General features: G+C 73.2%; 29 protein-coding genes, 3 pseudogenes and 1 riboswitch. Of the genes and pseudogenes, 17 read left to right on the forward strand and 15 right to left on the reverse strand.

Annotated features, from left to right (window positions below; all coding sequences use genetic code 11):
- Together MTP03_RS03590 and MTP03_RS03595 are read right to left on the reverse strand one after the other, a co-directional pair.
- Positions 1-192 carry a hypothetical protein gene (locus MTP03_RS03590; RefSeq protein ID WP_248490770.1) on the reverse strand — a complete coding sequence of 64 codons (192 nt, stop codon included), beginning with the start codon at positions 190-192 and terminating at the stop codon, positions 1-3.
- On the reverse strand, positions 192-2,174 hold the full coding sequence (locus tag MTP03_RS03595) for a helicase-associated domain-containing protein (RefSeq protein WP_248490771.1): 1,983 nt from the start codon (positions 2,172-2,174) through the stop codon (positions 192-194). The genes MTP03_RS03590 and MTP03_RS03595 overlap by 1 nt, the downstream gene beginning before the upstream one ends.
- 40 nt (positions 2,175-2,214) lie before the next feature.
- On the opposite strand from MTP03_RS03595, the gene MTP03_RS03600 reads away from it, so the two are divergent.
- From MTP03_RS03600 to MTP03_RS03615, 4 genes are read left to right on the forward strand one after another with little or no spacing between them, the layout of a single operon-like run.
- A complete protein-coding gene (locus MTP03_RS03600; RefSeq protein WP_248490772.1) occupies positions 2,215-2,409 on the forward strand; it encodes a hypothetical protein in 195 nt (64 codons plus the stop codon).
- A 1-nt stretch (position 2,410) separates the two neighbouring features.
- Positions 2,411-2,881: a cyclic pyranopterin monophosphate synthase MoaC gene (moaC, locus tag MTP03_RS03605; protein ID WP_248490773.1), complete on the forward strand. Its 471-nt coding sequence runs from the start codon at positions 2,411-2,413 to the stop codon at positions 2,879-2,881.
- Positions 2,874-3,374 carry a molybdenum cofactor biosynthesis protein B gene (locus tag MTP03_RS03610; RefSeq protein WP_248490774.1) on the forward strand — a complete coding sequence of 167 codons (501 nt, stop codon included), beginning with the start codon at positions 2,874-2,876 and terminating at the stop codon, positions 3,372-3,374. Before moaC ends, MTP03_RS03610 begins: the two co-directional genes overlap by 8 nt.
- Positions 3,367-3,792 (forward strand): molybdenum cofactor biosynthesis protein MoaE, encoded by a 426-nt coding sequence (locus MTP03_RS03615; protein WP_248490775.1) that lies wholly within the window; start codon positions 3,367-3,369, stop codon positions 3,790-3,792. Before MTP03_RS03610 ends, MTP03_RS03615 begins: the two co-directional genes overlap by 8 nt.
- Here the strand turns inward: MTP03_RS03615 and MTP03_RS23070 are convergent.
- The 4 genes and pseudogenes from MTP03_RS23070 to MTP03_RS03635 all read right to left on the reverse strand — a co-directional run bounded on the left by MTP03_RS23070 (position 3,747) and on the right by MTP03_RS03635 (position 6,252).
- A complete protein-coding gene (locus tag MTP03_RS23070) occupies positions 3,747-4,505 on the reverse strand; it encodes a transglycosylase family protein (RefSeq protein ID WP_305852783.1) in 759 nt (252 codons plus the stop codon). The two genes, MTP03_RS03615 and MTP03_RS23070, sit on opposite strands and share 46 nt — an antisense overlap.
- A 10-nt stretch (positions 4,506-4,515) precedes the next feature.
- A riboswitch (cyclic di-AMP (ydaO/yuaA leader) is annotated at positions 4,516-4,671 on the reverse strand.
- 145 nt (positions 4,672-4,816) lie between these two features.
- Positions 4,817-5,014, reverse strand: a complete 198-nt coding sequence (locus tag MTP03_RS03625) for a MoaD/ThiS family protein (protein WP_248490776.1) — start codon at positions 5,012-5,014, stop codon at positions 4,817-4,819.
- Positions 5,015-5,058: 44 nt separating this feature from the next.
- Positions 5,059-6,046, reverse strand: a pseudogene (gene moaA / locus MTP03_RS03630) (GTP 3',8-cyclase MoaA).
- Complete coding sequence (locus MTP03_RS03635; protein WP_248490777.1) at positions 6,043-6,252, reverse strand: hypothetical protein; 210 nt, start codon at positions 6,250-6,252, stop codon at positions 6,043-6,045. The pseudogene moaA and the gene MTP03_RS03635 overlap by 4 nt, the downstream one beginning before the upstream one ends.
- Positions 6,253-6,331: 79 nt before the next feature.
- Between MTP03_RS03635 and MTP03_RS23075 the strand changes: the two genes are divergently transcribed.
- Positions 6,332-6,757, forward strand: a complete 426-nt coding sequence (locus MTP03_RS23075; RefSeq protein WP_305852784.1) for a cold-shock protein — start codon at positions 6,332-6,334, stop codon at positions 6,755-6,757.
- Positions 6,758-6,919: 162 nt separating this feature from the next.
- On the opposite strand, the gene MTP03_RS03645 is transcribed toward MTP03_RS23075, so the two are convergent.
- Both MTP03_RS03645 and MTP03_RS23330 read right to left on the reverse strand, forming a co-directional pair.
- Entirely contained in the window at positions 6,920-7,462 is a 543-nt protein-coding gene (locus MTP03_RS03645) for a DUF2771 family protein (protein ID WP_248490778.1), read from the reverse strand.
- The gene (locus tag MTP03_RS23330; protein ID WP_371820878.1) at positions 7,459-8,355 is read right to left on the reverse strand and encodes a hypothetical protein; all 897 of its coding nucleotides are present in this window, start codon (positions 8,353-8,355) and stop codon (positions 7,459-7,461) included. The genes MTP03_RS03645 and MTP03_RS23330 overlap by 4 nt, the downstream gene beginning before the upstream one ends.
- 171 nt (positions 8,356-8,526) lie before the next feature.
- Here MTP03_RS23330 and MTP03_RS23335 point away from each other — a divergent pair, with 171 nt between their 5' ends.
- From MTP03_RS23335 to MTP03_RS03675, 7 genes are all read left to right on the forward strand, one after another.
- Entirely contained in the window at positions 8,527-8,805 is a 279-nt protein-coding gene (locus MTP03_RS23335) for a hypothetical protein (RefSeq protein ID WP_371820879.1), read from the forward strand.
- Positions 8,806-9,213, forward strand: a complete 408-nt coding sequence (locus MTP03_RS23340; protein ID WP_371820880.1) for a hypothetical protein — start codon at positions 8,806-8,808, stop codon at positions 9,211-9,213.
- A gap of 87 nt (positions 9,214-9,300) precedes the next feature.
- Positions 9,301-10,029: a DUF3027 domain-containing protein gene (locus tag MTP03_RS03655; protein WP_248490779.1), complete on the forward strand. Its 729-nt coding sequence runs from the start codon at positions 9,301-9,303 to the stop codon at positions 10,027-10,029.
- A 130-nt stretch (positions 10,030-10,159) separates the two neighbouring features.
- Positions 10,160-11,029, forward strand: a complete 870-nt coding sequence (locus MTP03_RS03660) for a sacsin N-terminal ATP-binding-like domain-containing protein (protein ID WP_248490780.1) — start codon at positions 10,160-10,162, stop codon at positions 11,027-11,029.
- Positions 11,014-12,273 (forward strand): hypothetical protein, encoded by a 1,260-nt coding sequence (locus tag MTP03_RS03665; RefSeq protein ID WP_248490781.1) that lies wholly within the window; start codon positions 11,014-11,016, stop codon positions 12,271-12,273. Before MTP03_RS03660 ends, MTP03_RS03665 begins: the two co-directional genes overlap by 16 nt.
- A 5-nt stretch (positions 12,274-12,278) precedes the next feature.
- Complete coding sequence (locus MTP03_RS03670; RefSeq protein WP_248490782.1) at positions 12,279-12,593, forward strand: hypothetical protein; 315 nt, start codon at positions 12,279-12,281, stop codon at positions 12,591-12,593.
- Positions 12,590-13,177 carry a phosphatase PAP2 family protein gene (locus MTP03_RS03675; RefSeq protein ID WP_248490783.1) on the forward strand — a complete coding sequence of 196 codons (588 nt, stop codon included), beginning with the start codon at positions 12,590-12,592 and terminating at the stop codon, positions 13,175-13,177. The genes MTP03_RS03670 and MTP03_RS03675 overlap by 4 nt, the downstream gene beginning before the upstream one ends.
- Here the strand turns inward: MTP03_RS03675 and MTP03_RS03680 are convergent.
- Positions 13,116-13,382: a DUF2530 domain-containing protein gene (locus tag MTP03_RS03680; protein WP_248490784.1), complete on the reverse strand. Its 267-nt coding sequence runs from the start codon at positions 13,380-13,382 to the stop codon at positions 13,116-13,118. The two genes, MTP03_RS03675 and MTP03_RS03680, sit on opposite strands and share 62 nt — an antisense overlap.
- A 55-nt stretch (positions 13,383-13,437) precedes the next feature.
- On the opposite strand from MTP03_RS03680, the pseudogene MTP03_RS03685 reads away from it, so the two are divergent.
- Positions 13,438-13,874 (forward strand): annotated as a pseudogene (locus MTP03_RS03685) (MarR family winged helix-turn-helix transcriptional regulator).
- 112 nt (positions 13,875-13,986) lie between these two features.
- Here MTP03_RS03685 and MTP03_RS03690 read toward each other — a convergent pair.
- Positions 13,987-15,045, reverse strand: a complete 1,059-nt coding sequence (locus MTP03_RS03690; protein ID WP_248490785.1) for a GNAT family N-acetyltransferase — start codon at positions 15,043-15,045, stop codon at positions 13,987-13,989.
- Positions 15,046-15,164: 119 nt separating this feature from the next.
- Between MTP03_RS03690 and MTP03_RS03695 the strand changes: the two genes are divergently transcribed.
- The 3 genes from MTP03_RS03695 to MTP03_RS03705 are packed head-to-tail and all read left to right on the forward strand — an operon-like array spanning position 15,165 to position 17,475.
- Entirely contained in the window at positions 15,165-15,971 is an 807-nt protein-coding gene (locus MTP03_RS03695) for an RNA methyltransferase (RefSeq protein ID WP_248490786.1), read from the forward strand.
- 1 nt (position 15,972) lies between these two features.
- On the forward strand, positions 15,973-16,245 hold the full coding sequence (locus tag MTP03_RS03700; protein WP_248490787.1) for a DUF2537 domain-containing protein: 273 nt from the start codon (positions 15,973-15,975) through the stop codon (positions 16,243-16,245).
- 18 nt (positions 16,246-16,263) lie between these two features.
- Positions 16,264-17,475, forward strand: coding sequence for an MFS transporter (locus MTP03_RS03705; protein WP_248490788.1), 1,212 nt, complete (start codon positions 16,264-16,266; stop codon positions 17,473-17,475).
- A 434-nt stretch (positions 17,476-17,909) separates the two neighbouring features.
- Here MTP03_RS03705 and MTP03_RS03710 read toward each other — a convergent pair whose 3' ends face one another.
- From MTP03_RS03710 to MTP03_RS03725, 4 genes are all read right to left on the reverse strand, one after another.
- On the reverse strand, positions 17,910-18,674 hold the full coding sequence (locus tag MTP03_RS03710) for a hypothetical protein (RefSeq protein WP_248490789.1): 765 nt from the start codon (positions 18,672-18,674) through the stop codon (positions 17,910-17,912).
- Between the two features lie 5 nt (positions 18,675-18,679).
- Positions 18,680-19,294 (reverse strand): septation protein SepH, encoded by a 615-nt coding sequence (gene sepH / locus MTP03_RS03715; protein ID WP_371820955.1) that lies wholly within the window; start codon positions 19,292-19,294, stop codon positions 18,680-18,682.
- A 200-nt stretch (positions 19,295-19,494) separates the two neighbouring features.
- Entirely contained in the window at positions 19,495-20,619 is a 1,125-nt protein-coding gene (gene serC, locus MTP03_RS03720) for a phosphoserine transaminase (protein ID WP_248490790.1), read from the reverse strand.
- The gene (locus MTP03_RS03725) at positions 20,616-21,725 is read right to left on the reverse strand and encodes a citrate synthase 2 (RefSeq protein WP_248490791.1); all 1,110 of its coding nucleotides are present in this window, start codon (positions 21,723-21,725) and stop codon (positions 20,616-20,618) included. Before MTP03_RS03725 ends, serC begins: the two co-directional genes overlap by 4 nt.
- 80 nt (positions 21,726-21,805) lie before the next feature.
- Between MTP03_RS03725 and pdxH the strand changes: the two are divergent.
- Positions 21,806-22,377 (forward strand): annotated as a pseudogene (gene pdxH / locus MTP03_RS03730) (pyridoxamine 5'-phosphate oxidase).
- On the opposite strand, the gene MTP03_RS03735 reads toward pdxH, so the two are convergent.
- Positions 22,374-23,786, reverse strand: a complete 1,413-nt coding sequence (locus tag MTP03_RS03735) for an amidohydrolase (RefSeq protein WP_248490792.1) — start codon at positions 23,784-23,786, stop codon at positions 22,374-22,376. The pseudogene pdxH and the gene MTP03_RS03735 sit on opposite strands and share 4 nt — an antisense overlap.
- Positions 23,787-23,835 lie beyond the last annotated feature (49 nt).

Raw genomic sequence — 23,835 nt, forward strand, 5'->3', positions numbered from 1 at the left:
TCAGTCGGCGAGTTCCGCCGTGGTCACCCGGTGCAGGGCGAACCGGCGGGGAGCGGCACCGTCGACGGCGGTGAGCTGGCCGTGGCGCACCGACTCGGGCACCACCACGTGCCGGGTGTACACGCCGTTCGCGTCTACGTAGCCCAGCCGTACCGTCCGGCCGTCGCCGGCCGCGGCCTGCAGCAGGGCCATCAGCTCCGGGCCGGACGTGGGGCCGTCGTCCGACGGGACGTCCTGCCGCCGGATCTGCACCGCCGCATCGGCGAGTTGCTCGAGCGTCGGCTGCGCCGCCGGGGGACGGGGCGCGGCGACGGCAACCGGATCGCGGCGGGCCGCAGGTCCACGACGACGCCCCGCGAGTCCTCCGCGGCGGCGTTGAAGCTGGCGGCCGCCAGCCCCGCCACCAGGTCCGACAACGGGACCTGGGCGATCAGCACCGTCGGGGCCACGGCGCGCAGGGCGAGCGCCTCGGCCGCGGGGGAGGCGAGGACCGCGGCGATGAGGGCCGGATCGTCGGAGCGCAGGAAGGAAGCCGCGACGCCCGCGCGCAGAGCGCCGTGCCGACGCGCGACGTCGTCCACGAGGTACGTCAGGCCCTGCGGCACCGGCGTCACCGAGTGCGCGACGAAGAAGGCGTGCACCTCCGCCGACGTCCGGCCGGCGTCCAGTGCGCGCCGTACCGACGCGTCGGTCACGCGGTACACCGCGGCGCCGCCCGCCGACTCGAGGTCCGCGACCAGCGCGACCGCCGCCGCGAAGTCGTGCGTCGTGGGACCGGGGATGGTCAGCGTGAGATCGGCCTGGAGCAGGAACTCCTCGACGGGCTTCGGCAGCGCCGCGGCCATGGCCTGTGCGGGGTCGGTGGTGCGGGCCGCGCGGCCGGCGGAGGTGAGGGCGCCGCCCGCCACCAGGCCGACGATCTGCGCCTGCTCGACGATGCCGGCGATCGCCTCCAGCGTGAGCCGGCGGTACCAGGACGGATGCGCGTACCGCGCGGCGGCGTGCAGGTCCTGCCTGTGCGGCGCCGTGCCGGGCGGGGCGAGGGCCAGAGCGTCGAGCACGGCCGCGCGGTCCTGCGGGGCGACGGTGCTGCGCGCCGCCCGGTGCAGCGGCCCGACGATGCCCTCCTCGCCGCGCGTGCCGATGAGCGCCGGCTGCCGGCGCAGCTCGAGCCAGGTGCGGGCGAGCAGCGCCCAGCGCTCGGCGGGCGCGGACCGCTGCCACTCGTCGACCGCGACGGTCGGCGCGAACACCGAGTCCTCCTCGCCGTCGAGCTCGCCCTCGGCGATCAGCCCCGCGGCCGCCAGCAGTTCCAGCAGGAGGGCCGCGCGCTCCTCGGTCAGGCCCGCGGCCTTGGCGACGCGACGCAGCTCGCGGACGCCGATGCCGCCGGCCTTCACCCGCTGCGCCGGGACCGCGCCCAGCACGTCGAGCACGTCGTCGGCGTGCCGCAGCAGCTCCAGCGCCGCGACCGCGCCGGCCCCGTCGGCGCCGGGGACGGGCGGACCGTCGGGCTGCGGGGGCTTGAGGGAGGCGCCGAGCGGGAGTTCGCCGCGCAGCCGCGCGCGGACCTCCCAGGGCAGCTCGACCGTCTGGTGATCGACGCGGGCGAGCAGGCCGGAGGCGAGCATGCGCTGCACGGGATGCTCGGGCGAGGTGCCGGGGCCCGCGGCGGCGGTGCGGCCCAGCGGGGAGCCCTCCGCCAGGCGATCGAGCAGGGCGCGCTCGTCGGGTCCGGTGGCGGCGAGGGCCGCGTCGATGGCGTCGAGGTCGGGCGGTGCGAGCAGCTGCGTCGAGCGCCACGGCACGGCCTCGCGGATCTGGGGGAACGTGCGCAACTCGTCCTCCCCCACGGCGAGCCCCAGGTCGAGCAGTTTCCGGGCCGAGGCCGCGACCTGCTTCTTCAGGGCGCGGCCGCGCAGGTGCCGGGCGAGGGCGTCGACGGTGCGCGGTTCGGCCAGGAGGAGCTCGAGTAGGGCCAGGTCGAGCAGCGTGAGGCGCTCGGCGGCGCGCCCCAGCGACGCCGCGGTGAGTAGGCGGCTCGCGAGGACGGGAAAGCCCGCGGGTACGGGGGCCGCCACGTCGCGGCGGGCGTCCAGGAGGGCGGTGATCTCCGCGTCGCTCCGGCTGCGCAACCAGTCGGCGAGGGCCGCCGACGCCGGAATACTGTTCACCTTGTGCAGCCTAGATGTCGCGGCATGTCAGAATAGCGGCGTGTCTGAGACCTCGAATGCGAACAAGCCCGGCTACGTCGACAACGGCTGGCCGCAGGTGGACGACGGCCACGCCGCGCACGCCGTGAACGAGCTGGCGGCCCCGGTGGTCGGCGCGATGTCGCCGTTCGGCGAGATCGACTTCCCCCAGGAGCACGTCCCGTACGTCCACCCGAACACGCGGATCAATCGCTGACGTGGGCCTGACGCACGTCGACGACGCGGGCGCGGCCCGCATGGTCGACGTGTCCGACAAGGCCGTCACCGCCCGCACGGCGGTAGCGGCCGGGACCTTTCGCACCACCGAGGCGGTGATCGCCGCGATCGCCGACGGTGCGGTCCCCAAGGGCGATGTGCTCGCCACCGCCCGCATCGCCGGGATCATGGCGGTCAAGCGCACGTCCGATCTGATCCCGCTCTGCCACCCACTGCCGATCTCCGGCGTACAGGTGGACCTCGAACCGTCCGGCGCGGAGATCGCGATCACCGCCACCGTGCGCTGCACGGGCCGCACCGGCGTCGAGATGGAAGCACTCACGGCCGTCTCCGTGGCCGGGCTCACTCTTCACGACATGGTCAAGGCGCTCGATCCCGCGGCGGTCATGACGGACGTGCGAGTGCTCGCCAAGGAGGGCGGCAAGACCGGGAGGTGGTCCCGCGATGACTGAACCCGTCCGACCCTCACGCGACCGCGCCGCGACGGTCGTCGTGGCCTCGACCCGCGCGTCGCTCGGCGAACGCGAGGACGTGACCGGCCCGCGGATCACGGCGTGGCTGCAGGAGCGGGGCTTCGACGTGTACGGCCCGGTCGTGGTGCCCGACGGTGAGGAGGTCGGCGCCGCCATCCGGTCCGCCGTCCGCCGGGGCGACGCCGTGGTGCTCACCACGGGTGGTACCGGGCTGACGCCTACCGACCGCACGCCTGAGGAGACCCGGGGTGCCCTGACCTTCGAGATCCCCGGCCTCGCCAACGCGATTCGCGCGGCCGGCCTGCCCGACGTGCCGACGACGGTGCTCAGCCGTGGCCTGGCCGGCGTCGCGGGATCGTCCCTGGTGGTCAACCTGCCCGGGTCCACGGGCGGGGTCCACGACGGCCTCGCCGTGCTCGACGGCGTGCTGCTGCACGCCCTGGACCAGATCCGCGGCGGCGACCATGGCTGACGTGGTCCTCGCGCAGGTGACGGAGAACCCCATCGACCTGGCGACCCACGAGGCGGCCGTCGCCCGCGCCGAGGCCGGCGCGGTCGTGGGCTTCGTCGGCGCCGTGCGGGATCACGACGGCGGTCGTGGGGTCACGCGGCTCGAGTACTCGGCCCATCCGACCGCGCCCCGCGTGCTTGCGGACGTGGTGCGGCTGCAGGCCCTCGAGGCCGACGGGGTGCGTGCGATCGCCGTCTCGCATCGCGTGGGACCACTCGGGATCGGCGACGCGGCGCTGGTCGTGGCGGTCGCTGCCGATCACCGCGCGGCGGCCTTCGCGACCTGCGCGCGGATCGTGGACGCCGTGAAGGAAGCGCTCCCGGTGTGGAAGCATCAGCTGTTCCGGGACGGAACAGACGAATGGGTCGGCAGCGCGTAGCTGCCGACCCATTCGGTCGAGATCGAGGTGCGGTGTGGCTCAGTAGCCCTTGGCCGCGGCCTGCTGCAGCATCGCGAGCACGGCCGGATCGACCTTCTGGCCGCCGTTCTGCGCCTGCGAGATGATCTGCTGGACGTAGGCCGAGTTGACCGACTGCCCGGGCTTCGCCACCGGCTTGGCCACGGCTTCGCAGCAGGCTTGGCGGCGGGCTTCGCGACCGGCTTGGCCACGGGCTTCGCAGCAGGCTTGGCCACGGGCTTCGCGACAGGCTTGGCGGCGGGCTTCGCGACCGGCTTGGTCACGGGCTTGGTGGTGCTCGCCTCGGTGGGCGAGACGGTGCGCGGCGTGGGCGCACCGAGGCCGGTGCCGCACGAGGGCCATGCGCCCTTGCCCTGGCCCGCGAGGACCTTCTCGGCGATCGCGATCTGCTGCGCACGGCTGGCCTGGTTGGCGGTGGGGGCGTACTGCGTGCCGCCGTACGACGCCCACGTGGACGGGCTGAACTGCAGGCCGCCGTGGTAGCCGTTGCCGGTGTTGATGGCCCAGTTGCCGCCCGACTCGCACTGCGCGACCTTGTCCCACTGGGAGTCCGGTGCTGCGTTGGCGGCGGGCGCGGAGAGCGCGAGACCCGCGCCACCCAGCATCGCGCCGGTGGCGGCGACCTTGGCGGCGGTACGGGCGGTGGTGGACTGCTTGCGGTGACGACCGGTCATCGTGTGAAGTCTTTCCTCTCTACGCGCGTGCGAAGTTAGCTGTCGGGTTCGAGCGAGAGGCTGCTCGGCCGGGTGTCGGCTTGACCCCAAGGGCGTGCGCCCTGCGACCGGATGGCCGCGGTGGTTCCTCCGCCTTCGTCCAGGTGTAGATCTGTGGTGCATTTCCCGAATCGGACACTGGACGAAGCTCTGCGCTGCGAACGATCGGGTGGCTGCTGCTGCGGCCCCCAGCGACGGTAACAGAACCCCGCCCGTGGCCCAACCGTTACCGGACCGTGATTTACGGATGTGTGATCGATGTCACTGGCCGGTCAGCCGCCCGCGAACGGCGGCAGCACGTCGAGCATCGCGCCGGACGCGGGCGCCGAGACGTCGCGGACGGCCACCTCGTCGAGCAGAAAGCTGCAGCGGGTGAGCACCTTCTCCAGGTCGGGGTGTCGCGCAGTCAGGAGGTCGGTCACCTGGGCGACCGAGGCACCGTCGGGCACCGGGATCGTCTCCTCCGGCACCCCGCGGCCGCGCGGGCGGCGGCGAAGTAACGGATCAGCACGGATCAGCCCCCGATCGCGCTCATGGGGCGCACCGGTTGGAGGAACGTGGGGTCGTCGATGCCGTGGCCGGCCTGCTTGCCGACCATCGCCTCCGCCCACGCGTCGGCGATCTGCTCGTCGGTCGCGTCCTCGCGCAGCAGCGGCTTGAGGTCGGTCTCGCCGGTGGCGAACAGGCACGTGCGGATCTGCCCGTCGGCCGTGAGGCGGACGCGGTCGCAGTCGCCACAGAACGGGCGCGTGACGGACGCGATGATCCCGACCGTCGACGGTCCGCCGTCCACCAGGAAGCGTTCCGCGGGGGCGCTGCCGCGAGCCTCGCCGTGCGGCGTGAGCGTGAACTGGCGGCTCAGCTCGGCCAGGATGTCGTCCGCGGTGATCATGGTGCCGCGGTCCCAGGTGTGCCCCGCGTCGAGCGGCATCTGCTCGATGATCCGCAGCTCGTATCCGGCGTCGAGGCACAGCCGGAGCAGGAGCGGCGTCCTGAAGCCGCCCGGGCCCGAGAACGGCGTTGACCTTCACCGGGTTGAGCCCCGCGGCCGCCGCGGCGGCGATGCCGGCCAGCGCGTCGTCGAGGCGGTCGCGGCGGGTGACCTTCGCGTACTCGTCGCGATCGACGGTGTCGAGCGAGACGTTCACCCGGTTCAGGCCCGCCGCGGCGAGTTTGCCCGCGTGCCGGGCCAGCGACAGACCGTTGGTGGTCAGCGAGATCTCCGGCCGGGGCTCGAGCGACGCGGCGTGCGCGACGATGGCGTCGAGGTCGGCACGCAGCAGCGGCTCACCACCGGTGAATCGGATCTCGGTGATTCCGAGGTCGCGCACGCCGATGGTGAGCAACCGGTTGATCTCGGGCCCGGTGAGCACGTGGTCCTTCGCGAGCCACGGCAGGCCCTCCGCGGGCATGCAATACGTGCAGCGCAGATTGCATCGGTCGGTCAGCGAGACACGGAGGTCCTTCGCCACCCGGCCGTACCGATCCACCAGGGGTTTCACGACCGCTCCTCCCGGCCGCCCGCGACGATGCCGACGATTCCCACCAGGAACCCGACGGGCGCGAGCGGGGTCAGCGCATAGACCCACGTGGGCGCGGTGGAGCCGCCGGTGAGGAGCGGCGTGAGGAACAGGGCGGCGATCGCGATCAGCCCGATCGCGAAGAGCGCGATCGAGACGGAGACGGCGACGGAAACCAGCTTGCCCACTCCTCTAGACTAATCCCAGTGCGTCTCGCCGGGAGCGGGGCGCGTTTTGTTGTTCTTCAGAGTGAAGAAGGTGACGACGGTGCCTACCGGCAGGGTCAAGTGGTACGACACGGACAAGGGCTTCGGCTTCCTCTCCCAGGAGGGCGGGGAGGACGTGTACGTCCGCTCGTCCGCGTTGCCCGACGGTGCCGACGGGCTGAAGCAGGGCCAGCGGGTCGAGTTCAGCATGGCCGCCGGCCGCCGCGGACCGCAGGCCCTGACGGTGACCGTGCTCGAGCCCGCCCCCAGCATCTCGCGGGGTACCGCGGGCGCGCAGCGGGGCGGGCGTCGGCCGGCCGCGAACCGCCGGCCCGCCGAGGAACTGAATGTGCTCATCGAGGACATGATCCAGCTGCTCGACGCCGGCGTGCAGCCCGAATTGCGTAAGGGCCGCTACCCGGACCGCAAGGCGTCCGAGCAGATCGCCAAGGTGCTTCGCGAGATCGCCCGCGAGCTGGACTCGTAGAAGTCCGCCCCGCCCGGTGAGCGGGTGTGGGAAGCCAGCCGCACCCGAAATGCGCGAGCGCACCCTGCGTGCCGGGTGTAACTGAGCGAAACGGGTGTGGGACCTGCATCCGCACCCGAAGTGCGCGGAGCCGAGCGCATCCGCACCCGAAGTGCGCGGTGGCTACGGCTTCTGGACCAGGGCGAAGTCCTTGGCGACGCTGGGGGCCAGGGTGTCGATGCCCCAGAGCGCTTGCGCGATGAGGTTGCCGTACTGGTCCTGGACCGTGGACGGCACGTTGATCTCGACCGCGGCGAGCAGCAGGTCGTCGGTGGACTTGAGCACGAGCGTCGCTTCCTCGGGTTCGAGGTGAGTGATCGTCTCGAGTTTCGCCTCGCCCAGCTTGGTGTCGTACCGCTGGATGGTGAGGAACCACGGCCGCGCGGTGATGTAGTCGGGCAGCGAGATCACGAGCGCCTGCCCGGGCTCGACGCCCAGCTTCGGGGGCTTGATCGGGGAATCGCACCGCAGCGCGGCCACGTCGTCGCAGAACTGCAGGGGCGGGACGGTCAGCATCGTGGCGCCGACGGTGGCCTGCAGCGCGGGCCGGGCCTCGGGCTGCTTGCGATGGTCGAGCGCGGCCAGCACGGTGTACGTCATCAGCACGGCGACGGCGACGAGGAACACCGCCCCGGCGACGAGCAGTTTCCGGCTGGGCTTGATCATCGAGGTACCCCGTTCATCGTGGGTGGGACGTGTTCCGGCCGCTTGCCGCCGAAGTTCGGGATCAGCGAGCCGCCACGGTAGGTGAGCACGGTCTGCAGGGTGCCGACCGCCATGATCGCGGCCACGCTCGCGAAGCCGATCCACAGCGTGGGCGGCAGCAGGACGCCGAGCGCGGCCCCGCCGACCCAGCCGAGCTGCAGCGCCGTCTCCGAGCGGCCGAAGGCCGACGCCCGCGACTCGTCGGGCAGGTCGTCCTGGATCGCCGCGTCGAGCGACACCTTGCCGATGGCCGAGGCGCCCGACGCGATGAACGTGGCGACGCCGGCCACGAGGAGATCGCCGAAGAGCGCGGCCGCGATCGCGGCGACCCAGGTGACCGAGGTGGCCTGGACCACGAGCCGGGCCGGCTTGGGCAGCTGCAGCCGCGCGCCGATGCCGTTGCCGAGGAAGTTGCCCACGCCCGCCGCGGCGCCGATCGCGCCGATCATGAGCAGCGACTGCGTGGCCGCGCCGCCCGCGGCCTGCTGTGCCTTGCTGTAGAACGCGATGTACAGGGTGAGGAACCCCGTCAGGATGCGGATCGTCGTGTTGCCCCAGAGCCCGGTGACCACACTGCGGCCCAGCGGCACGCGCAGGTTCTTGAACGCCGCGCCCAGCGCCGACGCGCCGCCCGCGCCCTGAGCTCCGCCCGGCGCCGCCGCCTCGCGGGCCATCGCTCCGGTGTACGACAGTGTGGTGGGCACCTCGCCCGCGGTGCTCTCGACCCGCTTGGGGATGCGCATGCACAGCACCGCGCCGCCGATCGCGAACGCGATGAGCACGTACATCCCGCCGGGGATGTGCAGCATCCGGCTGAGCCCGAACTCGGCGCCCGACGCGATCGCGCCGCCCACGCCCGATCCCACGACCAGGCCGAACAGGGTGAGCCGCGAGTTGACCCGCGCCAGGTCGATCGACGGGGCAGCACCCGCGGCACCATCGCCGACTTGAGCACCGAGAACGATTTACTCATCACCATCATCCCGAGCGCGCAGGGATAGAGCACCCAGGGATCGAAGTTCACAGTGTTGTTGATCGGGTCGTACTCGCAGTTGGTGATGAGCAGGATCGCGAGCGCCACGCGGATCCCGAACGACGCCGCGAGCGCCATCCGGCGTCCGTGCTGGATCCGGTCCAGCAGCGGGCCCATGAACGGCGCGATGATCGCGAACGGCGCGATGTTCACCAGCAGGTACAGTGCCACCTTCGACTTCGACTCCGCCTGCGCGGCCGCGAAGAACAGCGTGTTCGCCAGTGCCACCATCAGGGCCGCGTCCACCGCGTTGTTGAGGATCACCGGATAGGTGAGCGCGGTCAGCCCGGACTTGTCGGCACCGTCGGCGGTGGTGGCCTGCCGCCACTTCGCGAGCCCGGCCTCGGTGATCTCGCGGCTGCGCATCGCCGCGACGCGCGTGACGGTGATCTTGCGGGGCATCCGCCGCCGCTCCTCCTCGGCCGCGCGACGCTGGGCGGGCGTAGGGGTGTCCTCGAGCGGGGGCAGATGGTGGTTGCTGGTCTCGAACCGCGGCCGCGGCCGTCCCGGGTTCGACGGTGCGCCGTTCCCACCCCGGCCGTTGCTCGCCGGCCCGTTGCTCGCGGGCCCGTTGCCGGTGGTCGGACCGGGGCGCCGCGGCGGCACGGTATGGGCGCGCGGAACCGACCCCGGACGGCGCCGGGGCTCGTCGGGGGGATACTGCTGCTGCCCCGGATGACCGCTCACGCGCACCATTGTTCCGCATCCGGCCGACAGGTGTCGGAGGGCGTGCGCCGCGCGCGAGAGCGTACGGCACACTTATGGGGTGAGTTCCGCATTGCAGTCGGGTGCCGCGGTCGACCTCGCGCGCGCCGCGCTGGAAGCCGAGGAGGGCGCCCCCGTGGGGGCGCACGTGGCGTCCGTCGTCGAGGACGAGTTCGCCGTCGCCCACTACTTCGAGGCCGATCTGCCCGCCTACCGCGGCTGGCAGTGGTGCGCGGTGATCGCCGCGACGCCCGGCGGCGAGCTGACGGTGTCGGAGACGGCGCTGCTGCCCGGCCCCGGGTCGCTGACCGCGCCCGAGTGGGTGCCGTGGGACCAGCGGATCCGTGCGGGCGACCTGGCCCCCGGCGATACGTTGCCGCCCCGCGAGAACGACGTGCGCATCGAGCCGGGCCACGCCCTGTCGGGGGATTCCGAGGTCGACGACGTCGCGGGCGAGATCGGCGTGAACCTCGAGCGCGTGATGTCGCGGATCGGCCGGATCGAGGCGGCGGAGCGGTGGCTCGAGGGCCCGTTCGGCCCGGAGTCGGAGATGGCTCGCTCCACCCGCTATCACTGCGGCGACTGCGCCTTCTACCTGCCGCTCGCGGGCGCGCTGCGCGCGGCGTTCGGCGTCTGCGGCAACGAGTACTCGGCCGACGGCCACGTCGTGCACGCGCACTACGGGTGCGGCGCGCACTCGTCGGTGACGGCACCGTCGGGCCAGGGGAGCCCCGCCTACGACCCCTACGACGACGGCGCCGTGGAGAAGGTCCCTGTCGAGCAGGGCTGAGAGCGACCCGTTCGGGACCGCCGCGCTGCGGTCGGCGGTCCTCGCGGCGTGGCGTGATTCGCCCACCCGGGCCGCGGAGGACGCGGCGACGGAGCGCGACCTGGTCACCGTCGGGTACCGCGACCGCGTCGTGGTCGAACTGGCGCAGAACGCCGCCGACGCGGCCGTCGCCGCCGGGATCGAAGGCGAGCTCGCGGTCTGGACCGCGCCCGACGGCGTGCACGTCGCCAACACCGGCGCCCCGCTCACCGCGGACGGGGTGGCCTCGCTCGCCGCGCTGCGCGTCTCTCCCAAGTCCGACGGTGCCGCCGGCGCGGTCGGCCGATTCGGTGTCGGGTTCGCCGCGGTCCTGACGGTGACCGACCACGTCCAGCTGCGCTCGTCCGGCGGCGGGATCGAGTTCTCCGGCGCGCGCTCCCGGGCCGACGCGGGCCGCGACGACGTGGCCGCAATGCGCCTGCCCTACGCCCTGGACACGCCGCCGGCGGAGGGCTTCGCGACCGAGGTCGTGCTGCTCGGTGCCGACCCGGCGCTCGCCGGCGAGTTCGCCGCGCAGGCCGAGGACCTGCTGCTGGACCTGCCGGCGCTGGTCGCGGTCACCGTCGACGGGGAGCGGACCGAGCCGCCCGGCCTGCCCGAGGGGCGCGGCCCGCACGCGCGCTGGGTGCGCGGGGCCGACGCGTCGCGCCTGCACGCGCCGACGGTGACCGACGAGCCGCTCACCCTGCCCGTCCGCGTGATCGCCGACCTGCCCACCACGCCGGACCGGCGGCGCCTGCACCCCGACGCCGATGTCGCGCTCGCCGCACGCGGGTACGCGGCCTGGGTGGCGGCCCAGCCCGACCCGCTGCGACTGCTGCCGCCCCGGCGCCCGCCCGCCGGAGCGGTGGACGCCGCCCTGCGGGAGGCGATCATGTCCGAGCTGCGCGGGCACCCTGGGTCCCGGGGCCCGACGGTGCGCCGATCCGCCCGGATCGCGCCGCCGTGCTGCCGGGGCTGACCGACGAGCTGTACGCCCTGCTGCGGGAGGTGCTGCCGCTGGTGCCACCGGCGATGTCGGGGGCGCCCGAGGCCGCGGCCCTGGTCGCGCTCGGGGCGCGCGAGCTGACCGGCGCCGACCTCGCCGACGCCGCGCCGCGCGACCGCGATCCCGCCTGGTACGCGGCCCTGTACGACGCCCTCGACGCCGCGCGGCTGCCTGCCGAGGACCTCGGTGCGCTCCCGGTGCCGCTGGTCGACGGGCGGGTCGTGACGGGCGCGCGTGGCGCCGTGATCCTGCCCGGCGGCCCCGCGGAACCGCTCGGGACCGCGGACTCGCTCGCGGCCGTGACGTGGGCGCGGGTCGTGCACCCTGCGGCGCAGCACCCGCTGCTCGACCGTGCGGGCGCCCGCCGCGTCGCGGCGGCCGAACTGCTCGCCGACGACGCGCTGCGGGCCGAGGTGGAGCGGGTCGACTGGGACGCCGGCCCCGACGACTCGGATCTCGCGCTCACGGAGGCCGTGCTGGCCGTGGCGGCGCGGGCCGGCGCCGGCGGGCCGGGCCGGCCCGGCCCCGTCGGGCCGAGTTGGCTGGGCGCGCTGCCGGTGCCGGGGGACGACGGCGCGCTGTACCCCGCCGACGAGTTGCTCGCGGCGGCGGCACCGCTGCGGGCGGCGCTGGGCGACGATCACCCGTACGGCACCGTCGACCCGGAGTTCGAGGCGCACCACTCGGCGGAGGCGCTGCGTGCGATCGGGGTGGTCTGGTCGTTCCCGGTGCTGCGCGAGGTGCTGCCCACCGAGCCGGACGTCACGCTGGACGGCGCCGAGGACTGGTGGGAGCAACTGCCCGCGGAGCCGGACGAGCTGGTCGCGGTCCGGGACCTCGACCTGGTGGAGCACTGGGACGAGGCGCTCACGCTGCTCGCGGATCTGCCGGGCGTGCTCGACGACCCCGATGGCTACACGGCGTGGTGGCTGCGCACGTACACCCCGCTGGGCCGGCTCCGGCCCCGGACGAGGAGGCGTTCGCAGGTCTGCTCGACCCCTGCACCCATCCCGCGGCGCCGCGCCTGCGCTCCGCGTTGTTCACGGGGGTGCGTTCGGACGCCGACGCGCAGATCCTTGTGGACGCCCTCGCCGACGGGGAGCGCAGCCCCACGGCCGGGACGGTGTTCGCGGCGCATCGCGCGATCGCGGGGTACCGCCCGGCGCCGCCGGACCGGGTGCGAGGCCTCGACGGTGCTCTGCTGGCCGCGGACGTAGCCGCAGTGCTGGACCTTGCGCACGCGCGGTTCACAGGAGAGGCGCTGGTGTTCGGCGGCATCGACGTCGCGGTGGAGCTCGCGGAGACTCTCGACCTGCCGCTGGCGAGCGTCGAGGCCGTTCGAATACTCACGCGCGGAGAGCGATTCGTGCGCGGGGCGCATCCGGGCGTGACGCTGGCGCAGGCGCTCGGGGAACTGCCGGACGCGCCCGGGATCGAGGTCCACGCCGAACTGCGGGTGCGGGCGCGTGGGCGCGAGCGCCGGGTGCCGTTCCTGGTGTCCGACGGTGTGCTGCATGTGGATTCGGAGCGGTTGTGACGGACGGGGCGTGGCCGAACGGGCTGGACACGGCGGTGCTCGACACGATGGTGTCGGCCCGCTCGGATGCGCTGACCGCGGTCGTGCGCGGGGTGACCACCGTGGGGAACACGGTGTCGCTGATCGTGATCGCGACGATCGGCGTGCTGTTCCTGCTGCGCCGCGGGCGCCGCGCGTGGGCGGGGTACTGCGCGGCGACCTCGCTGCTGGCATGGGGCCTGATGGCCGGCCTGAAAGTGCTGTTCGGGCGCGAGCGCCCGCCGATCCCGCCGCGTCTGGTGGAGATCGACTCCCTGAGCTTCCCGTCCGGGCACGCGCTGAACTCGATGGTCGTGCTCGGCGTGCTGGCCGTCGCCGCAGCCGGGACCACGGGCCGACGGTGGCCGCTGGTCGCGGCGCTGGTGGGCTCGTTCGCGATCGGGATGAGCCGCGTGTACCTCGCGGCGCACTGGATGACCGATGTGCTGGCGGGGTGGGCGATCGGAGCGCTGCTGGTGCTGATCGGCTATGCGGCGCTGCGGTTCACGTCAGGCCGCGCTGGGCGCCCCGGTCCCCGCGCCGGGCCGCCCGCCGCTGCAGGGTGAGGACGGCAGCGCCCAGGGCACCCACACCCACGCCGCAGGCGCACACGACCCACACGTCGCCGAACGTGTTCCGAGCGAGCAGGGTGACGACGAGGAGAACGGCGAACAGCACGGTTCCCGCCACCACCACCGGCCGGGGTTCGGTGAGCGCTCGGGGCAGGTCCGGCGCTTCAACCGCACCGGGACCGTTCGATTGAAGGTTCACGGGTACTCCAGGGGTTCATGCGCGGAAAACATTCTTATCGATGTACTCTAACGCCGTGACTGACAATGACGATCGGCTGGCGGGGGATCTTGCGCTGGCCACTGTGCGGTTCGCCCGCCACCTGCGCGGCCGGCGTCGCGATTCGCTCGTCTCCCTGACGCAGCTCTCGGCGCTGAACGCCCTCGCGAACGACGGGCCGCTCACCCTGGGCAGCTCGCGGCGCGCGAGCGCGTGCAGCCGCCGTCGATGACCCGGGTGATCGCTTCGCTCGCCGACCTGGGCCTGGTCCGGCGCGCGCCGCACCCGACCGACGGTCGCCAGGTGATCGTGAGCCTCTCCGACGAGGGAGAACAGGTCATCACGGGCGAGGCCGCTGCGCGGGAGGCGTGGCTGCGGGGCAAGCTCGACGAGCTCACCGATGAGCAGCGCGTCACCCTGTCGAGCGCCGTCGGCATTCTCAACGGGTTGATCGCCGCGGAGGAGAAGGCCTGACTTCTCGTCCCCGGGCAACGCACGGTCCTGCCGGATTCATTCCGGCGGGACCGTTCTTCTTTATTGGAATGCAAAAACATGGGATGAAATGCATTCACTGGTACAGGCCAATTCAGAACGTGGTTCCGAGTTCCGGTTGGCGTGCCGTCGTGAAGATTTCCAGGAGTGCGTAATCGCCGTCGACCCGCCCGGCCCGCGCCATCGTCGACGGCGTGACCGCGCCCAGGTACAGGCCCGCCAGCGTGGCCCCCGTCAGGCGCACCGACGGTGCCTCGTCCGTCGCGCGGCAGCGGGCGGCACCGTCGATCACGGTGAGGCGGTACGCGGCACCGTCGACGGAGAGGACGACATCGCCGTCATGGTCGTAGGCCCGGGCCTCGAGGGCGGCGGGCAGGTCGAGGAACTTCAGCCACAGCCGATCCTGGCGCGCGGTGACGCGGAGCGATCGGGGGTCGACGAGCATCTCCCGCAGCGGGTGGTCGATCGGCAGGTCGGCGGTCACCTCGTCGAAGACGTCCAGGCCGAGGACGGCCTGCCAGAGGTCGGCCGCGGCGTCGTCGGTGAGCGCCGCGAAGTGTTCGAGCTGCGCGCGGTCCTTCTCGTCGACGCGGTAGGTGGCGTAGCCGTCGGGGTGCAGTAGGTACCGGCGCGCCGAACCGCCCCAGCGCACCCACTCCGGGTCGGCGTGGAAGAGCTCCCAGAACTGTTCCACGGACACCGATCCCGGGGTGGCGGCGTGCCAGCGCCGGTGCAGGCCCTCGATCGCCTCGCGGGCCTGCTCGCCCGTGACCGCGCGGGTCCGCAGCGGGCCGGCGAGGGGCGCGCGGAGGCGGGCGGTGCGCCGCGCGATCGTGACCTCGTCGACGAACGTGGTGGGGCCGTACCCGAATCGCTCGTAGATCGTGCCCTCGCTGGCGGTGAGGATCGCGACCGCCGCGCCGTCGGCGCGGTACCGGGCGTGGAGCTCGCCGAGCATGTTCCGCAGGACGCCGAGCCGGCGATGGCTGGGCGCGACGGAGACCCACGTGACGCCCGGCGCCCGCAGCTGCGCGCCGCCGGGCACGGTGAGGGTGAGGTCGAACGATCCGGCGACACCGACCAGCGCGCCGTCGGTGGTGTCACGGGCGACGACGAAGCGGTCCAGGTCCAGGGTGCGCCGGATCAGCGGCATCGCGTCGGCCTCGAAGGGGAGCCGAACGCGCGCACGTCCTGCGCGAAGATCTCCGGCCAGTCGGATTCGGCGGCGGTGCGGATCTCGATCACGTAGCCCGATATTAGGCTGGTGGCGTGGTGGCGCAACCGATTTACCCGGTTCACGACGCGGAGGATCCGCGGCTGGACGACTTCCGCGACCTGTCCGCGGCGGACAAACGGCCGGACCTCGCGCGCGGCGTCGTGCTGGCGGAGGGTGTGCCGGTGGTGGAGCGGATGCTGGCGTCGCGCTTCACGCCGCACGCGATCATGGGGGTGCGGTCGAAGCTGGACCGGCTCGGCGCGGCCGCCGCCGGGGTGCCGCGCTACGAGGTGACCGCCGAGCTCATGGCGGAGGTGGTGGGATTCCACCTCAACCGCGGGGTACTGGCGGCGGCGCGCCGTCCCGCGCCGCCCGCGGTGGGGGAACTGCTCGACGGCGCGCGCACCGTCGTCGTCCTCGAGGGTGTCAACGACCACGAGAACCTGGGCTCGATCTTCCGCAACTGCGCGGGCCTGGACGCCGACGCTGTGCTGTTCGGGCCCCGCTGCTCGGATCCGCTGTACCGGCGCGCGGTGCGGGTGTCGATGGGGCACGTGCTGCTCGTGCCGTTCGCGCACCTGCCCGCGGAGAATTGGCCCGGCACGGGCCTGGCGATGCTGGCGGAGCACGGATTCCGGACGGTGGCCCTCACCCCGTCCGGCGAGGCGGCGGTGGCCCGCGCGGTCGCCGACGCCCCGGGGAAGCTCGCCTACCTGGTGGGCGCCGAGGGGCCTGGGCTGGCGGCGGAGACCCTTGCCGCCGCGGACGTCCGCGCCGCGATCCCGATGGCGCGGGGGACCGATTCGCTCAACGTGGCCACCGCCGCAGCCGTGGCGCTGTACGAACTCGCGCGACGGGGGTGACGTGAGATTCCCGCCCTGGTTCGTCGGCGCCGCGGTGGCGGCGCTCGTCGCGCTGCTCGCGGGGGCGGTGTTCTCCGGCCTGTTCGTGGCGGTGATGGCGGTGAACCGGTGGCTCGGGCTGTTCCTCCTGGTGCTGGGCACGGCGGGCGCCGGGCCGGTGGTGGCGGCGTACCGTCGGGCCCCGGTGGTGAGGTGGTTCTGCGCGGGTTTCGCGGGGGCACTCGGGATCGCCTGGCTCGCGGCGGTCACGGCGCTGGCGAACGGGGCGGTCTGACCTACTACTGTGGGTGCAATGCCGAGTGTGTTCGTCTCCCTGCGGACACGGAACTACCGCCTCTGGGCTGGTGGCCAGTCGGTGAGCCTGGTCGGCACGTGGATGCAGCGTGTCGCCGAGGACTGGCTGGTGTTGGACCTCGCGCACGGACGCGGCTGGGTGCTGGGCGTGGTGATGGCGCTGCAGTTCGGGCCGACGCTGTTCCTGTCTCCGTGGGCGGGTCTCCTCGCCGACCGATACGACAAGCGGCGGGCGCTGATGTTCACGCAGACGTCGGCGGCGATGTGCGCCGCGGCGCTGGCGCTGCTCACCCTGACCGGCGTGGTCCGGCTGTGGCACGTGTTCGTGCTGGCGTTCGTGTTCGGGTGCGTGACGGCGATCGCGGGCCCGTTCCGGCAGGCGTTCACCATCGAGATGGTGGGCGACGCGCTGCTGCCCAACGCGATCGGGCTGAACTCGATGGTGTTCAACGCCGCACGGATCGTGGGTCCGGCGGTCGCGGGCCTGGTGATCGCCGCGTCGAGCACCGGCACGGTGTTCGCGGTGAACGCCGTGCTCACCGCCGCGATCGTGCTGGCGCTCGCCGCGATGCGGGTCTCGGAGTTGCACCCGTCGCCCCCGGTGGCGCGGGCGCGGGGCCAGCTGCGCGCGGGCTTCCGGTACGTGCGCGAACACCGGGAGCTGCTGCTGGTGATCGTGGCTGTGTTCTTCGTCTCGACCTTCGGGATCAATTTCCCGCTCGCGCTGTCGCTGCTGGCGCGGCAGGAGTTCGGCCTGGGGGCCGACGCCTACGGCCTGCTCTCGACGGTGCTCGCTGTCGGCACGCTGACCGGGGCGCTGCTCGCGGCCAAGCGCACCGGTAGGGCGTCGCTGCGCACCTGTCTGGTGGGCGGGTGCGCGTTCGGCGTGGCTTCCGTGCTGGCCGGGATGGCGCCGTGGTTCTGGGCGGTGGCGGCGCTGCTGGTGCCGGTGGGGCTGCTGCAGATGGCGTTCACCACTTCCGCGATGAGCATCATGCAGCTGTCGGTGGATCCCGAGTTCCGCGGCCGCGTGATGGGGATCTACATGCTGGCGTTCCTCGGCGGCACCCCGCTGGGGGCGCCGCTGCTGGGTGCGATCGCCGACGTCACCACCCCCGCCGCGCCGCTGCTGGTGGGCGGAGTGGTCTCGGCGGTGACGTGCGTGCTGTGCGGGGGCTACGCGCTCCGCCGGCGGGCACCACAGCGGTGACGCGTGTCGCCGAGTCGGAGTTGAGTCCGAGTCGTGCGCGGGCCGCGGAAGCGGTTGTGGTCTCTGTGCGGGCCATTCAGAACATGAATAACGCCTGGTGAAGATGCCGACCCGCGCATCGGTCGGTGTACGCCGTGATCCTGATTCGGCACGGCGGGCGCATCGCGCGGGCCGGAGGAGCGTTGATTCGGACTGCAGCCGATCAGGGCGCCACATACCACGGGTCACAATCGGATGCGGAAGTGGCGGTCCGATACCGGCGTGTCGTCCGCCGCAACAGGTTCCGATTCGCCGGTGCCGCAGTTGTACGTCGATTCCGCGATCGGACCAGCGGTTTCATCGCGGAATCCGGGTACAACCGGTGGTCGGCTGGGCGTATTCAGTTTCCGTATGGACCGTGCGGCCGACACACCCCCGCCGAGCGGCGGCGGCCGTCAGAACCCGAAGAAGCTGCGGACCTTTCCGCGGTCCTCGTAGTCGCCGTCCAGGGGCCGCTCGACGGGGGCGGGCGGCGCACCGTCGGGCCCGAGGACGGGCGCCCCCTGCGCCGACGGGACCACGGGCCCGGCGGTGCCGGACGCCGGCACGAAATCGATCACCTGGATCCGGGCGGGATCCAGGTCCGTCGCGTCCAGCGGATGCGTGTAGCGGAAACCGAGGAGTTCGCGGTTCGCCTGCTCCGCGAACTCCATCGGGTGGAAGGGCAGCGCGCGGGGGTCGGGGACGACGCCCTCCGCGTAGGTGAGCGGGTGCTCGCCGGCCCAGAACGGGCCCTCGAACAGCTCGGGTAGGCCCTCGTCCTCGAGGATGTCCACGGGGTGCGCGGCGAACGCGCGCTTGAGCACGCCGTCGGTGCGCACGGCGAACCCGCCGACCGCCCGCTCCGCATCGGAGACCAGCAGGAACTGCCGGTGCGCGGGCTGCAGGTCCCACCACTGATCGGAGAGTTCACCGGGCCGGTCGGTGCGCAGTCCGTCGTGCGCGATCACCGTGAGGCCGCCCCACGCCGCGACGTACACGTGACCGGGCTGAGGGTCGGCCGCGCGGGCCAGGGATTCCGGGCGGCCTGCGACGGGCTCGCCGAGCACTCGCTCGGCGATCGCGCGGGACGCGGCCTCGTCGGGCCGACCCACGATGGCCAGGATGCCCTTGGGCTCCGCCACGTCGATGAACCACAGCGTCGCAGCTGTTGCGCCCAACGTTCCTACCCGTTCTTCCCGCCGCGGACACCGAGTAGTACGTCCTCCCAGGAGGGCATCTCGGGATGACGGCGCCCGTGCTGGCCCGCCGCGGCGGCCGCCGGGAACTGCTGGGACGCGCGCTCGGGCTGCTCCGGGCGCGGCTCGACGGTGCCTTCCACGACCGGTCCGGGGACCGCGCGCAGCGGCTCGTCGACGGTGCGCTGGATGCTCCGGAGTCCTTGCCGCGCATCGGGATCGAGGAGGGTGCGGGCGGTCTCGTCCACCGGGGTGGCGGTGCCGCCGTGCGAACCCGGCGCGAACCGGAAGTGCGCCTGGTTGCCGGACTTGCCGACGCTCCACGAGATCCGGACCACCCAGCGGTTGTCGGCGCCCTTGAAGGCGTCCCACTCGGTGGTGTCGGCGTGGCCGCGCTCGGCCAGCGCGCTGCGGACGACGTCGGCCAGGGTGGCGTGCATCGGCCCGTCGCCGCGCACGGGGTGAGCGAGCTGCGCCATCTCGGCGGCGCGGGAGCGTTCCAGGAGCACCGGGCCAGCGAACCGCTTGATGCGGTGGTTCGGGGCGCCGGTGAGTTCGGCGATCTCCTCGATGGTGGCGCCGGCACGGATGCGGGCCTGGATCTCCCGGGGGACAGGTCGGCACCCAGCTCGAGCTCGGTCTGGGTGCCGGTCTTCAGCTCACCGCTCACGGCCGCCTTCAAGGTCTCGTCGATCGGCACGCGGAACCGCCCTGCGGGGCCTCGCAGACCACCGACGTCCCGTCGTCGTCCAGTCCCACAACCCGCAGTTCCTGCATGAATCCAGGGTAGGTTATCGAATCGTTACGCGCCGTCAGACACGCGCTCGACCACGAAATCGATGCACTTCGTCAACGCCGTGACGTCCTCGGGGTCGATCGCCGGGAACATGCCGATGCGGAGCTGGTTGCGACCCAGCTTCCGGTACGGCTCGGTGTCGACGATGCCGTTCTCCCGGAGCGTCTTGGCGACGGCGGCCGCGTCGACCTTCTCGTCGAAGTCGATGGTGCCGACCACCTGGCTGCGCAGCGCCGGGTCGGTGACGAACGGCGTCGCGAACTCGCTGGCCTCGGCCCACTGGTAGAGGCGGTCGCTCGAGTCCTTGGTGCGGCTCACGGCCCAGTCGAGGCCGCCCTGACCGTTGATCCACTCGATCTGGTTCGCGAACAGCAGCAGTGTCGCCAGCGCGGGGGTGTTGTAGGTCTGGTTCTTGCTCGAGTTGTCCACCGCGATGGGCAGCGAGAGGAACTCGGGGGTGTAGCGGCCCGCGGCCTTGATCTCGGCAACCCGCTCCAGTGCCTTCGGGCTCATCAGCGCGACCCAGAGGCCACCGTCGGCGGCGAAGCACTTCTGCGGCGCGAAGTAGTAGACGTCGGTGTCGGCCACGTTCACCGGCAGGCCGCCGGCGCCCGAGGTGGCGTCGATCGCGATGAGCGCGTTCTCGCTGCCCGCGAGCCGGCTGACCGGCACGGCCACGCCCGTCGAGGTCTCGTTGTGGGCCCAGCCGATGAGGTCGGCGGAACCGTCCGCGACGAGTTCGGGCGCCGAGCCCGGATCGCTCGACACGACGACCGGGTCGCCGATGAACGGGTTGCCCTTGGCGACCGAGGCGAACTTGTTGGAGAACTCGCCGTAGGTGAAGTGCTGGCTGCGCTCGCGGATCAGGCCGAAGGCGGCCGCGTCCCAGAAGGCGGTGGTGCCGCCGTTGCCGAGCACCACCTCGTAGCCCTCGGGGAGGCTGAACAGATCCTTCAGGCCCTCGCGCACGCGGCCGACGACGTTCTTGACGGGGGCCTGGCGGTGGCTGGTGCCGAACACCGAGGCGCCGGTATCGACGAGCGACTGCAGCTGCTCCGGGCGGACCTTGGACGGGCCGCAGCCGAAGCGGCCGTCGACGGGCTTGAGCGCGGCGGGAATCTCGATCGTCATGCCTGAATCCTAATGGTGTCCCACCCGGGCACCTCGTCCGGCCGCCGCGCGGCCGGGCCGGTGTACTGCGCCGACGGCCGGATCAGCTTGCTCGAGCGCTTCTGCTCCAGGATGTGCGCGCACCAGCCCGCGGTGCGCGCACAGGTGAACATGGCCGGCATCATCCGCACGGGCACGCCCGCGTAATCGAGGATCACCGCGGCCCAGAACTCGACGTTCGTGGAGATCGCGCGGTCCGGGCGCCGCTCGGCGAAGACCGCGTTCGCCTCGCGCTCGAGTGCGGCGGCGGCCTCGTACCGCGGCGCGTCCAGGTCGCGGGCCACCTCGCGCAGCACCGCGGCGCGGGGGTCCTCCGCGCGGTACACCCGGTGCCCGAAGCCCATGATCCGCTCGCCCCGGTCCAGCCGGGCCGTGACCACGCCGCGCGGGTCGTCGGTCCGCTCCACCTCGTCGAGCATCGGCAGCACGCGCGACGGTGCGCCGCCGTGCAGCGGGCCCGACAGCGCGCCGACCGCACCCGAGAGTGCCGTCGAGACGTCGGCCCCCGTCGAGGCGATGACCCGCGCGGCGAGCGTCGAGGTGTTGAGCCCGTGTTCCGCCGCCGCGACCCAGTAGGCGTCGATGGCCCGCACGTGATCGGGATCCGGCTCGCCGTGCCACCGGGTCATGAAACGGTGCGTCACCGTGGGGGATTCGTCGATGATGCGTTGCGGCACCGCGGGCCGCTCCAGCCCGCGCGCCGACTGCGCCACGAAGCTGAGGGTCGTCACCGAGGCGCGGGCCAGGTTCTCGCGCGCGGTCGCGTCGTCGATGTCCAGCAGCGGCTCGAAGCCCCAGAGCGGCCCCAGCATCGCGAGCCCGGCCTGCGCGTCCACGCGGACGTCGCCGCTGTGGATCGGCAGGGGGAAGGGCTCCGCGGCGGGCAGTGGGTTGCCCCACTCGCCGTCCACGAGCAGGCCCCACACCTCGGCGTAGGTGACCTCGTTGCGCACCAGGTCGGCCACGTCGACGCCCCGGTACCGCAGCACCCCGCCCTGCTTGTCCGGCTCCGCGATCTCCGTGGAGAACGCGACGACGCCTTCGAGTCCGCCCGGAATCCCAGTCATGGGCATTACCTTAGTGGCGTGGACTTGTCTGCGATGCGGGAGAAGTACGACGGGGATCCGTCCGATCTGGGCCCGAGGACCTGGCGGCCGGCTGGGTGCCGCTGTGGCGGTCCTGGTTCGACGAGGCCGTCGCGGCCGGCGCGCCCGAGCCCAACGCGATGGTGCTGGCCACCGTCGACGAGGCGGGCCTCCCGCCACGCGGACGGTGCTGTGCAAGGGGCTCGACGAGCGGGGCGTGGTGTTCTACACCAACTACGGCTCGGACAAGGCGCGCGCCCTGGAGGCGAACCCGCGTGCGGCCGTGACCTTCCCGTGGATCGCAATCCACCGGCAGGTGCATGTGCGCGGCGCGGTGACGCGGGTGAGCCCGGCGGAGACGGCGGAGTACTGGGCTCTGCGGCCGCGGGGATCGCAGCTGGGCGCGTGGGCGTCGGACCAGTCGCGACCCGTGGCGGACCGTCGGGCGATGGCGGACCGGTTCGCCGAGGTCGAGGCCCGGTTCGAGGGCGCCGACGTGCCCGTCCCGCCCGAGTGGGGCGGCTACCGGATCGCGCCGGAGGTCGTCGAATTCTGGCAGGGCCGCGAGAACCGGGTGCACAACCGCGTGCGGCTCGTGGCCCCGGATTTCGTGCCGTTCCGCCTGCAGCCCTAGAGGTTCGAGTGGGTGATGCGGCCGGCCACCATCGTGAGGTCGACGGGCATCGTACGCAGCCGGTGCGGCTCCGGATCGTCGCCGAGGGCGGCCAGGTCCGCGGGCTCGCCGACGGCGATGCGACTGCGCGCCGACAGGCGTAGCGCGGTCCGGACGTCGACGGCCTCGGCCGGCTGCCACGGCGGGTCGCCGTCGCGGGCGCGGGTGACGGCGGCGGAGATCGCGAGCCACGGGTCGAGCGGCGTCACCGGGGCGTCGGAGCCGAGGACCACGTCGATCCCCGCCGCGACCAGCGACCCGATGCGGAACGCGTCGGTGGCGCGGTCGCCCCAGTACCGCGCGACCAGTTCACGGTCGTCGAGCATGTGCTCCGGCTGGATGGACGCACCGATCCGCAGCGTGGCCATCCGCGCCAGGTCGGCGTCGGTGAGCAACTGCGCGTGCTCGATGCGGCCGCGGATCCCGGTGCGGGCGAACGCGTCCAGGGCGAGCGCGTTGGCGGCGTCGCCGATGGCGTGGATCGCGGGCGTCAGGCCCAGCTCCGCGCCGCGTCGGAGCAGCGACTCCAGGTGTTCCGGCGGCACCTCGAGGACGCCCCGGTCCGCGGTGCCGGGGTACGGAGCGTGGCAGTAGGCGGTGCGGGTGCCGAGGGAACCGTCGGTGATCACCTTGAGCGGGCCCACCCGGGCGAGGCCGTTGATCGGGTCGCCGGTACGCGCGCCGCGCTCGGCCGCCGCGTCGAGGTCGTGCGGGTAGACGCCCGCGTCGATCCGGACCGGCGGCGCCGCGCGGCGCTCCCACGCGCGCACGGCATCGTCGAAATCCAGGTCGACGAGCCCGACGACGCCCCGGCGTCCGAGGTCGGCGAGGGCCTCGCCGATCCAGGCGTCCGCGCGGTCGGCCACCATCGACTCGACGCGGGTGGCCGCGGCGAAGCTCGCCGCCTCGCGCAGCATCCCGGTCCCGTCGAGGTCGATGCCCAGCAGCCGGCCGAGGGCGGCGTTCGACCAGGAGCTGTGCAGGTCCGAGGAGACCACCATGACGGGTACGTCGGGCGCGATGTCGTCCAGGAGCAGGCGCGACGGTGCGCCGCCCCACAGCCCGTCGCGCATCCCCGCGGCGACCACCGGCAGGCCCGGCTCCGCTTCCGGGAGGGCCGCGCGGACCAGCGCCGCGACCTCCTGCGGCCCGGTGGCGGCCCGGACATCGACGCGCCGGGAGGAGACGGCCCACGTGCGCACGTGCACGTGCTCGTCCCAGAGGCCGGGGATCAGTCGGCGGCCGCCGAGGTCGAGGACATCGGCCGAGGGCACCGTCGAGCCCGCGGGGGAGAGCGCGGCGATGCGACCGGAATCGATGTCGACATCGACGGATCCGGCCCCGTCGACCCGTGCGTTCGCGAGCCTCACCGGCGCCACGGTAGCGCGCCGGACGCGCGGCGTTCGGTTGGCGGCGAGT

It is taken from the genome of Tsukamurella sp. PLM1 (assembly GCF_023168325.1).
GTDB lineage: Bacteria > Actinomycetota > Actinomycetes > Mycobacteriales > Mycobacteriaceae > Tsukamurella.

Excerpts from the sequence above, each read along its gene's own strand:
- MTP03_RS03590 (WP_248490770.1), bottom strand. The coding sequence starts at position 192 with ATGGCCCTGCTGCAGGCCGCGGCCGGCGACGGCCGGACGGTACGGCTG.
- MTP03_RS03610 (WP_248490774.1), top strand. The coding sequence starts at position 2,874 with ATGACTGAACCCGTCCGACCCTCACGCGACCGCGCCGCGACGGTCGTC.
- MTP03_RS03615 (WP_248490775.1), top strand. The coding sequence starts at position 3,367 with ATGGCTGACGTGGTCCTCGCGCAGGTGACGGAGAACCCCATCGACCTG.
- MTP03_RS23070 (WP_305852783.1), bottom strand. The coding sequence starts at position 4,505 with ATGACCGGTCGTCACCGCAAGCAGTCCACCACCGCCCGTACCGCCGCC.
- MTP03_RS03645 (WP_248490778.1), bottom strand. The coding sequence starts at position 7,462 with ATGATCAAGCCCAGCCGGAAACTGCTCGTCGCCGGGGCGGTGTTCCTC.
- MTP03_RS03690 (WP_248490785.1), bottom strand. The coding sequence starts at position 15,045 with ATGCCGCTGATCCGGCGCACCCTGGACCTGGACCGCTTCGTCGTCGCC.
- MTP03_RS03705 (WP_248490788.1), top strand. The coding sequence starts at position 16,264 with ATGCCGAGTGTGTTCGTCTCCCTGCGGACACGGAACTACCGCCTCTGG.
- serC (WP_248490790.1), bottom strand. The coding sequence starts at position 20,619 with ATGACGATCGAGATTCCCGCCGCGCTCAAGCCCGTCGACGGCCGCTTC.
- MTP03_RS03725 (WP_248490791.1), bottom strand. The coding sequence starts at position 21,725 with ATGACTGGGATTCCGGGCGGACTCGAAGGCGTCGTCGCGTTCTCCACG.